At 52.8% G+C, this 10,097-nt stretch carries 9 protein-coding genes and 1 pseudogene; all 10 read left to right on the top strand.

Annotated features, from left to right (window positions below; genetic code table 11):
* The first annotated feature begins 1 nt into the window (after nucleotide 1).
* The 10 genes and pseudogenes from JG50_RS0105830 (at nucleotide 2) to JG50_RS20965 (ending at nucleotide 9,947) form a co-directional block, all read left to right on the top strand.
* A complete protein-coding gene (locus JG50_RS0105830) occupies nucleotides 2-796 on the top strand; it encodes an enoyl-CoA hydratase-related protein (RefSeq protein ID WP_033100147.1) in 795 nt (264 codons plus the stop codon).
* 152 nt (nucleotides 797-948) lie between these two features.
* The gene (locus JG50_RS0105835) at nucleotides 949-2,049 is read left to right on the top strand and encodes a Leu/Phe/Val dehydrogenase (RefSeq protein ID WP_033100190.1); all 1,101 of its coding nucleotides are present in this window, start codon (nucleotides 949-951) and stop codon (nucleotides 2,047-2,049) included.
* A 5-nt stretch (nucleotides 2,050-2,054) separates the two neighbouring features.
* A complete protein-coding gene (gene pdhA / locus JG50_RS0105840) occupies nucleotides 2,055-3,137 on the top strand; it encodes a pyruvate dehydrogenase (acetyl-transferring) E1 component subunit alpha (protein ID WP_033100148.1) in 1,083 nt (360 codons plus the stop codon).
* Nucleotides 3,134-4,111 carry an alpha-ketoacid dehydrogenase subunit beta gene (locus JG50_RS0105845; RefSeq protein ID WP_033100149.1) on the top strand — a complete coding sequence of 326 codons (978 nt, stop codon included), beginning with the start codon at nucleotides 3,134-3,136 and terminating at the stop codon, nucleotides 4,109-4,111. Before pdhA ends, JG50_RS0105845 begins: the two co-directional genes overlap by 4 nt.
* A gap of 21 nt (nucleotides 4,112-4,132) precedes the next feature.
* Nucleotides 4,133-5,350, top strand: coding sequence for a dihydrolipoamide acetyltransferase family protein (locus JG50_RS0105850; RefSeq protein ID WP_052154042.1), 1,218 nt, complete (start codon nucleotides 4,133-4,135; stop codon nucleotides 5,348-5,350).
* A 170-nt stretch (nucleotides 5,351-5,520) separates the two neighbouring features.
* Nucleotides 5,521-6,339 (top strand): MBL fold metallo-hydrolase, encoded by an 819-nt coding sequence (locus JG50_RS0105855; protein WP_033100150.1) that lies wholly within the window; start codon nucleotides 5,521-5,523, stop codon nucleotides 6,337-6,339.
* A gap of 103 nt (nucleotides 6,340-6,442) precedes the next feature.
* Nucleotides 6,443-7,891: a vWA domain-containing protein gene (locus JG50_RS18700; protein ID WP_052154043.1), complete on the top strand. Its 1,449-nt coding sequence runs from the start codon at nucleotides 6,443-6,445 to the stop codon at nucleotides 7,889-7,891.
* Between the two features lie 261 nt (nucleotides 7,892-8,152).
* Nucleotides 8,153-8,896 (top strand): SDR family NAD(P)-dependent oxidoreductase, encoded by a 744-nt coding sequence (locus JG50_RS0105865; protein WP_052154044.1) that lies wholly within the window; start codon nucleotides 8,153-8,155, stop codon nucleotides 8,894-8,896.
* Nucleotides 8,857-9,798: pseudogene (locus tag JG50_RS20635) on the top strand (S-adenosylmethionine:tRNA ribosyltransferase-isomerase). The gene JG50_RS0105865 and the pseudogene JG50_RS20635 overlap by 40 nt, the downstream one beginning before the upstream one ends.
* A gap of 29 nt (nucleotides 9,799-9,827) precedes the next feature.
* Nucleotides 9,828-9,947: a VOC family protein gene (locus JG50_RS20965; RefSeq protein ID WP_327147039.1), complete on the top strand. Its 120-nt coding sequence runs from the start codon at nucleotides 9,828-9,830 to the stop codon at nucleotides 9,945-9,947.
* Nucleotides 9,948-10,097 lie beyond the last annotated feature (150 nt).

Raw genomic sequence — 10,097 nt, forward strand, 5'->3', positions numbered from 1 at the left:
ATTGAGTGAACGCACGGTTCTTTTGCAGAAAAAAGAGGGGGTCGGAATTCTTACGCTAAACCGGCCACAGCTGTATAATGCGATCAATAACCAGCTCAGCCGTGAGCTTCTGGAAAAATTGACAAAGGTAAAAGAAGACAGGGAAATCCGCGCTGTCATTTTGACCGGATCAGGGAAAGCGTTTTGTTCTGGACAAGACTTAAACGACCGTTCCGCCATGCAAAAAAAAGGAGAGCTGATTTCACTCGGTGACAGCGTGCGCAGCCGTTATAATCCTCTGATCAAAACGATGGTCGGGATGGAAAAGCCGATCATTGCGGCTGTCAACGGCGTGGCGGCCGGAGCCGGAGCAAGCCTCGCTTTGGCCTGCGATTTTCGTTTGATCACGCCGAAAACAAAGTTTGTCGAAGCGTTCGTCAGGATCGGACTGGTTCCGGACAGCGGCTCGAGCTACTTTTTGCCGCGGCTGGTCGGGCTGGGAAGGGCGCTGGAAATTGCGATGACGGGACGGGATGTCGAAGCGGAAGAAGCCGTAGCGATCGGACTGGCGAACCGCTTGGTTTCCGAAGATCAGTTGATGGACGAAGCTTTTGCCTTTGCGCGCAAGCTGGCGGAGGGGCCGACGGTGGCGATCGGATTGACCAAACAGGCGATTTACAAGGGGATGGAAGGAAGTCTGGAAGAGGCTCTGGAATCGGAAGCCGTTCTGCAGGAGAGAGCGGGGCAGACACGGGACTTTCTCGAAGGGGTACAAGCTTTTGCAGAAAAGAGGAAACCTTCGTTCAAAGGGGAATAAACGCACACCCCTTCGTTTGGGTCATATGATGAAGCAGGTTGGAGATTTTCAGGCTTGTCTGATCGCTTCAAGCTGGAAAAATGGGGATGAGAGATATGGGAAGCATGAAAATCGATCAGGGAAAAAATCAAGAGCGTGAAGATCAGGCGATGATGCGCGATATTTTTGATCTCATGGATCAGCACGGACACGAGCAGGTAGTATTTTGCCGCCACCGGCCGACCGGATTAAAGGCGATCATTGCCATCCATAACACGACACTGGGCCCGGCGCTGGGCGGTTGTCGCATGATCCCGTATTCCTCCACGGATGAAGCGCTTGAGGATGTGTTGCGCTTGTCCAAAGGGATGACGTATAAATGCGGTTTGGCGGATGCCGATTTTGGCGGGGGGAAAATGGTGATCATCGGGGACCCCCGGACTGATAAGACCCCCGAATTGTTCCGGGCGGTGGGCCGTTTTGTCGAAGGATTGAACGGGCGCTTTTTGACGGGAACGGACATGGGGACTTATGCGGAGGACTTTGTTCATGCCGCCAAAGAATCGAAGGCGATTGTCGGTCTGCCAAAAGAACACGGCGGCAGCGGGGATACCTCGATTCCTACGGCGTTCGGTGTTTTGCAGGGAATGAAGGCGACGGCGAAGTACCTTTGGGGATCACCTGAGCTGCGCGGGCGCAAAGTGGCGGTCCAAGGAGTGGGAAAAGTGGGATACCGCCTGGTTGAACTGCTCGTTGCCGAGGGGGCAAGGGTGGTGATCGCGGATATCAACGAGGAGCGTTGCATGGAATTGGCAGAAAAGTACGGAGATAATGTGGAATTGACCGGAGTGGATACAATCCATCGCGTGGAGTGTGACATTTTCGCCCCCTGCGCCCGCGGTGGTGTGGTGAACGATGAAACGATCGACCAGCTTCGCTGCCTAGCGATTGTCGGTTCTGCCAACAACCAGCTCGAAGAAACGCGTCATGGCGATTACCTGCATGAAAAAGGAATTCTCTATGCCCCTGATTATCTTGTCAATGCGGGCGGATTGATTCAGGTAGCCGATGAAGTGGAGGGTTACGAAGAGAAACGGGTTCTGGCCAAGACGAAAGCGATTTATGACATGTTGTTAGCCATTTATGAACGTTCGCATGCCGAGAATATTGCCACGAGCAGGGCAGCCGATCAACTGGTGATGGAGCGCATCGAGAAAGTGGCGGATCTTCGCCGGATTCTGCTCGGTTTTCATTTGTCGGAAAGAGGGAGGTAGGGTTTGTGCTTACTGACCAGCGTCAAGAAAATCTCGTTCAATATCTCCTGCCGGACGGCACGCTGTCGGGACGGGGGATGGAGATATGGACACGGCTGAACCGGGAGACGAAACTTCGATTTTACCGCGAGATGACGCTCGTCCGCATGTTTGACCGCCGGGCGATTTTGTTGCAGAGGCAGGGGAGGATCGGCACCTATGCGCCGCTGGAAGGCCAGGAGGCGACACAGATCGGCAGTGCGATGGCGCTGAAGGAGGAAGACTGGATTTTCCCCAGTTATCGTGAACACGGGGTAGCGATGATCGCCGGAATGCCGATCGCCAATATTCTGCTTTATTGGATGGGACGGGTGGAGGGATGCAAGCCGCCCGAAGGGGTTCGCTTGCTTCCGCCTTCCGTTCCCATCGCCACTCAGATTCCGCATGCGGTCGGGGCGGCTTGGGCGGCAAAACTGCGCAGAGAATCGTCGGTTGCTGTTGCCTATTTTGGAGATGGAGCCACCTCGGAGGGCGATTTTCATGAAGCATGCAACTTCGCAGGCGTTTTTCGCGTGCCGGTGATTCTCTTCTGCCAGAATAACGGCTACGCCATCAGTGTTCCTTTTTCGCGCCAATCCGCGTCGGAAACGGTGGCGGAACGGGCCGCTGCCTATGGGTTTCCGGGAGTCCGCGTTGACGGCAATGATGTGCTTGCCGTTTATGATGTGATGACGGAAGCGGTGAAACGGGCCCGGTCAGGTCAAGGGCCGACCTTGATTGAAGCGGTAACCTATCGCAAAGGTTCCCATACCACAGCCGATGATGCGAAACGCTACCGTCCCGATGCAGAAGTGGCAGAGTGGGTGCAAAAGAAAGACCCGCTCAAGCGCTACATTCACTTGTTACGAGCGGAAGGCCTTCTAAATGAAGCAGAGGAAAAAGAGTGGGAACAGGAGTGCAAGCGGCGAATCGATGAGGCGATCCGGGAAGCGGAAAGCCGTCCTCCCGCCCCGCCCACCCATCTGTTCGCACATGTGTATGCGCAGCTTTCTCCCAATGAAAGGCGGCAACAAAAGCAATTGGAACAGGATAAGGGGGGAGTAGGATGACGAAGATGACCATCGTGCAGGCGATCTGTGATGGAATGCGCGTCGCCTTGAAGACCGACCCCAGTGTAATCGTTCTCGGGGAAGATGTGGGCAAAAACGGAGGGGTATTTCGGGCGACGGACGGATTGTGGGAAGAGTTCGGCGATGAGCGCGTGATTGATACGCCTCTCGCGGAAGCGGGGATTGTCGGAACGTCGATCGGCCTGGCGGTCAACGGGTTTCGACCGGTGGCGGAAATTCAGTTTATGGGTTTTATCTATCCCGCTTTTGAACAAATCGTCACGCATGCCGCCCGCCTGCGCACCCGGACACAGGGAGTGTTTCCCGCCTCGCTGGTCATCCGGGCCCCTTACGGAGGCGGAATTCGCGCTCCCGAACTGCATTGCGATTCGACAGAAAGCTTGTTTGTGCATATTCCCGGTCTGAAAGTCGTCGTGCCTTCCACCCCGTCCGACGCGAAAGGGCTGTTGCTCGCAGCGATCAAAGATCCGGATCCGGTCATTTTCCTGGAGCCGATGCGAATTTATCGCTCCGTCAAAGAAGAGGTCCCCGAGGGCTGGTTCGAAGTGCCGCTTGGAAAAGCGCGACGGGTGAGAGAAGGGGATGATCTCAGCGTATTTGCTTGGGGGGCGATGGTGCCGATTGCGGAAAAAGCGGCCCGGGAGTGGGAGCAAAAAGGGGTCAGCTGTGACGTTATCGATTTGCGCACGCTCTATCCGCTGGATGAAGAGACGATCATCGAATCGATCAAAAAGACCGGCAGAGCCGTCATCGTTCATGAGGCTCCGAAAACGGCGGGCCTTGGCGCCGAACTGATTGCCCTGATCCAAGAACACGCCTTTTTGTATTTGGAGGCTCCGATCGCCCGCGTGACCGGATATGATGCTCCGGTTCCGATGTTTGCTTTGGAAGACCATTTTCTTCCCGGAGTGGAGCGCGTTTCACAAGCGATCGGTCAGGTTGCATCATTTTAAGAAAGCGAGGAGGGAAATGGGATGTCAGTGGCATTTCGCTTGCCGGATATCGGTGAAGGCGTGGCAGAAGCGGAAGTGGTGCGCTGGTTGGTGGCGGAAGGAGAAGAGGTGGAAGAAAATCAGCCTGTGATTGAAGTGCAGACTGATAAGGCTGTGGTCGAACTGCCTGCCCCCGCGGCCGGACGCATTGCCAGCCTTTGCTGGAAAATCGGGGATGTGGTTCCGGTGGGAGAAGTATTATACAGGCTCGCAGGTCAGGAGGAAGAGAAACCGGATCCGCCTCCAACACCGGGAGCTTCCGGCGGGGACGAAAAGAATCTGCGGGAGGCGACAGGGGCAAAGAAGCGGAAAAGGGTGTTGGCCGCGCCGTCCACCCGCCGTCTGGCACGGGATTTGGGAGTTGATTTGCTGCAAGTGGAGGGGACAGGCGTTCACGGCAGGGTGACTGATGATGATGTGAGGAAGGCAGCCCGATCGAATCAGTTGTTATCCGCCGGCGAAGACGGGCAAACCGGGATTGTCGATGCCCCTTCGCATGCCCGGGAGTGGGTGGAAGAACCCCTCATCCCCACCCGTCGCAAGATCGCTGACCGGTTGTTGTTTTCGGTGACGCGCAAACCCCACGCGACCCACTTTGATGAGCTGGCCGCTGACGGATTGGTGGAGTGGCGCAAGAACCGGCTTCACGACCCCGAAGGGCCCCGTCTGACCTACATGGCGATTCTGGCCAAACTGGTTGCCGTCACTTTGAAACACCATCCTCATTTCAATGTCCATTTTTTGGAAGATGAACAGAAAGTAAGGCGTTTTTCTTCCGTTTCTCTGGGGATTGCCACCGATACGCCGCGCGGTTTGCTGGTTCCCGTAATCCATCAGGTGGAAAGAAAGAGTATGGAGAGAATCGCTGAGGAATTGGGACAATTGACAGAGTGGGCGAGAGAAGGAAAACTTTTGCCCAAGCATATGAAAGGGAGCACATTTACCATCAGCAACGCCGGTGCGCTTGGCGGCAGCTGGGCTACACCGATTATCAATCCCCCGGAAGTGGCCATCCTGGCTATTCATCCCATTGAACAAAAGCCGGTCGTTCGGGAAGGCGTTCTCACGGCTGGCTGGCAAATGAATGTTTCGCTCAGTTTTGATCATCGCGTCCTGGATGGGGCGGATGCGATTCGCTTTACAAAAACCCTGGGAGAATATGTTTCCGACCCTGGCAGGCTGGTGAAAGAGTTAGTGTGAAAGCCGGTAGAATCAACCGGCTTTTTTTCATGGCTTGCGAAAATAACAGGAAGAAGAAGGATGGTTTACAATAATAAGGAGAAGCACCAGGTGTGTGATTAAACAAACACTGGAGATGTGCGCCTGAGCCTTTTTCGATGTGTCATTTTCCAGGAAGGAAGAATGGCGAGATGAGGAAAATACGAATCAGGACAGCGGTGAATGAAGATGTTCATATGATCCGGGGACGCTTCTGTTTTTTTCGCAGTCCTTTATCTTTTTGTTGTTACATTGTGGACGGTCTGTTAATCGACACCGGGCCGGTTCGTGCAAGATCAGAACTCCTTCCTTATTTAACTGATAAAAATCCGCGCCAGATTGTTCTCACTCATTTTCACGAAGATCACGCCGGCAACGCCGATTTTTGGGCCGCTTACTTTCGCATTCCCTTGTACCGGTCACCTGAGACAAAATCGGAATTTGACCGATTGGAAATGCCAGCTTACCGTCGGATCATCTGGGGGAATAAGCGGGGGGAAATGGGGGGCGTCGATGTACCCGAATGGCTGGAGACGCCGAACCATCGATTTCGGATTGTTCGCACCCCGGGGCATTCACCTGACCATATTTGCCTGCTCGAAGAAGAGAAAAAATGGTTGTTCGCAGGTGATTTATTTTTGGGAACCCGCCTCGATTACGGGATGAAAGGAGAATCGGTTCCCCGGATGATCGATTCGATCAAGCGGATTCTGACTTTCCCGGTCGAAACCGTTTTTTGCGGCCACGCAGGCATTGTAGAGGGCGGCCGTTTCAAATTGGAAAAGAAGCTTCGTTTTTTGGAAGGGTTACAGGAGAAAACGCTGGAATTTCATGAGAGAGGGTTGGATGAAGCCGAGATCGCCAAAAGATTGCTGCCTTCCAAGCAATGGGTATCCTTGTTTACGGGCGGGGAGATGTCGCCGGTTCATCTCGTTCATTCGATTGTGCGTGAGAGAATGAACGGCCGTTGAGAAAAAGATGACGAAAAGTTGTATTTTGCTTTTTTCTTTTCCCAGTGAAAGCATAGTATGGTATAAGCAGAAGAAGAGGATTCTCAATGATGGGAGGGAAGAAATGAAACGCAAAACGATCAGAGGGTGGGCTGCTGTCCTTGCCTGTTCGATGTTGCTCAGCGGTTGCAGCTATTTATCACTGGCGGGCGAGCCAGACAAAAAAGAGGCTGATTTTAAACCGCCGATTTCAAGCACGGATGCCAAATTGATCGTCCGGGATCATGGACAGGGCCTTTATGCATCCAAGCGTTATAATGTGCAGAAGCTGCGGGCAGCGTTGCAGACTTTCCCGAAAAATTTGAAGGCGGAAGAGATTTATGGCCGGTTGCTGGCACTGTTGGGGGAAAACTATGCAGAATATGAAGAGCAATTTACGAAATTGGAGAATCCTCAATACAAGGCGACTTTGCTCCGTTTAAAATCCGAGGCTGAGCCGACTGCTCTAAAGGATGTGACAAAGCCGAAAATGAAGGAGAATGTTGTCATTCTTCTTGATGCAAGCGGGATGATGGTAGGAATGATGAACGGGGAAAGCAAAATGGCCCTTGCTCGTCAGGCCATTAAACAATTTGCGGCCAAACTTCCCAAGGAAACGAAAGTGGCCCTGCTCCTTTACGGACAGACCGGTTCAGAGCAAACCAAGAACCAGGCTCCTTCCTGCGGGAATGTTGAGACAGCGTACCAATTGTCCGCTTATGATGCTAACCGCTTTGACCAGGCTTTAAACGGAGCTCAGCCTGCCGGCGGAATACCGCTTGCCTTGGCGATCAAACAGACAGCCCGCGCATTTTCTGAAAAGCCGGGGGCCACAGGCAAGAACCGGATCTACATCGTCAGCGGGGGAAGCGATACCTGCGGTGGAAACCCTGTTGCCGAAGTGAAGCAATTACATAAATCCAATCCACAAACGATCGTCAACATCATCGGGCTCAGTCTGGATGAAAAAAGCCGGCAGACATTGGATAGCGCCGCGATTGCCGGGGGAGGCACGTTTGTGCCTGTCATGGATGAGCAGGGACTGAAAGAGGCCTTTTCCCGTTTTGCCGGCGAATTGGATGCTGAAAATGAAAATTGGTACACAAAAACGCTGCAAGCGATCAATCAACAATATACCAGTGATAATCAAAAACTGGATGAGACTTACCAAAGCATGGATGCCCGCGTGACACTGGAAGACAGGCATTTGAATGAAGCCTTGGACGATTTGTACCGCATGAAGAAAATCGATTTGAATCACTGGCGGGATACGGGCGATCTGCTGGATGAGCGCTGGTACAATTTACGCACCTATGCCAAGCAGAGGTACAGTGATGTGGGCGGGAAACTGGATCAGGAATGGGTCGCCCAGAACGATGAAGTGAACCGGTTATGGGTGGAAAATGGAGGGGAAATCGCCGAACTCAAACGGATTTCTCACATGACAGTCTCTCTTCCCAATCCTAAATTAAACCTGCGCTACGGAACGCCGATTATTGCCCGGATGCCCCGTGTCATCCGTTCACCGGAATAAAGCACCGGGAATGACTGGGCGGTACTGTTTCCGAGTCTCTCGGCTTGCAACAAAAAGAGGGCTCCTTGGGAACCGTCTGGTCGTTGATCAACAATAACTTGTTTTGTTGGCCAAAGGAGTTGCAAAGCCCTTTGGCCGTTGTTTTGGAAGAAAAAATTTTTACCCATTTAACAAACATAATTGTTTATTGGGTAAAAATGTGGTGCCACAATCATTCAGAAAAATAAGGAGGTTTTTCCAATACTGAAAAATAAGGTGGTTATGATTACCGGGGCGTCACGGGGACTGGGGAGGGCTTTGGCACATGCCTTTGCCGAACAGGGGGCTTCACTGGCGCTCACCGCCCGTACGGAAGCAAATCTGAAGCAAGTGGAAAAGGAGCTGCAAGCTTACTTGGTAAAAGTATTGGCCATGGCAGGAGATATGTCCTCCCCGCGCGATGTGGAACGGTTTGTGGCGACAGCGGAGGGAGAATTTGGGCAAATCGATGTTTTGATTAACAACGCCGGAATCTTTGGTCCGAGTCCGTACTTGCTCGACTTTCCCGAGGAAGATTTTATGGAAGTCTTGCGGGTTAACGTCATGAATCCGTTTTTGGTTACCCGGCGGGTACTGGCCGGGATGCTCGCGCGCGGAAAAGGGTCAGTGATCAATGTCACATCGGAAGCAGGCCGGATTGGTTATGCCGGATGGGGAGCATACGGCATCTCCAAGTTTGCCCTGGAGGGAATGACGCAAACCTGGGCCGATGAGGTGGAGGGCAGCGGAGTCAGGGTAAATGCAGTCGACCCCGGGGAGATGGATACGGAGATGCATGCCCTGGCCGTACCGGATTGCGATTATGAATTGGCTGATCCGCGTGACAGGGTAGGTGTTTTCCTCTATCTTGCACAGGATGAGTCCAGTCATGTCAATGGCCAACGGCTTCATGCACCCACATTTGCCGGGAAAGAAGGGGATCAACGATGGCGGCTCCGATCCAATTTGTTCTGCCACCTGTTTTAAATGACTCCAGCCTGCCGGAACGGAAGGGAATCCGGCGGGATAATGTGAAATTGATGGTTTCTGACCGGCTTACCGGAAAATCCCGACATACCATCTTCTTTCAGCTTGATCAATACTTGTCCCCGGGCGATGTGCTGGTGTTAAACAACAGCCGTACAATTCCGGCTTCGCTTAAGGCCAATTGGATTCGTCGGGATGAGTGTCTAAAGAGGGGAATGGAGGTTCGCTTGGCCCGCAGAAAAGATAAGTCAATCTGGGACGCATTGTTGGTGGGAGGATCGGTGATGCCGGGGGACCTGCTTGAATTTTCGCCGCAGTTATTGGCAAAGGCGATTTAGACTCGCCCGCCTTTTGTCACGTTGGATTTCAACCGGCAAGGGGCTGCGTTGTTGGAAGAAATCTACGCACTCGGGGAGCCGGTCCATTATGAGTATTCCGCCGAATCATGGCCGCTCGATTATTATCAAACGGTATACGGTAATGCGCCGGGTTCGGTTGAGCTTCCATCGGCCGGCCGAGCGTTTACCTGGGAAATGCTTTTTCGCTTGCAAAGGAAAGGGATAAAAATTGCCTATCTAACCCTGCATACTGGGTTGAGTTACTTATTTGACGATGCGGAGCGGGTTCAACCGGAGGAAAATTGTGAATTCTATGCAGTCCCGGAAGAAACGGCAAGAATCATTCAGGAAGCGAAAGAGAGAGGGAAACGGGTGATTGCAGTGGGAACAACAGTGGTGCGGGCGCTTGAAAGTGCAGCCTTGTCAGGGGGGATTCAAGCGGCCGGCGGATGGACTTGTCTGCGCATCGACCAAGAGACCCAGTTAAACGTCGTCACCGGATTGATGACGGGATTTCATGAGCAGGAAGCTTCCCATCTCGATTTGCTGACCGCCTATTTTTGACCAATGATCTCAATGCGGAAGTGAACAGGATGCAAAAAGAAGGTGTAGAGATTGCCCAAGAGATCAAAACATGGGACATCGGGCTGAAGAATGCTTTTGTGCTGGGGCCGGACGGAGAGTGGATCGAGTTGGTTCAGATTTTGGGCTGATCGATGATGAAGGTCGAAGCGGGCAGGTTCAAATTCCCACCCGCTAAATTTTTTATAAAAAAGGCTTGCATATTTTTTGAACCAGTGATATATTATTTCTTGTCGCCGAGAGGATCGGCACAACTGAGAGAACGCACCTTGAAAATAAGA

Source organism: Thermoactinomyces daqus (assembly GCF_000763315.1).
Lineage (GTDB): Bacteria > Bacillota > Bacilli > Thermoactinomycetales > Thermoactinomycetaceae > Thermoactinomyces_A > Thermoactinomyces_A daqus.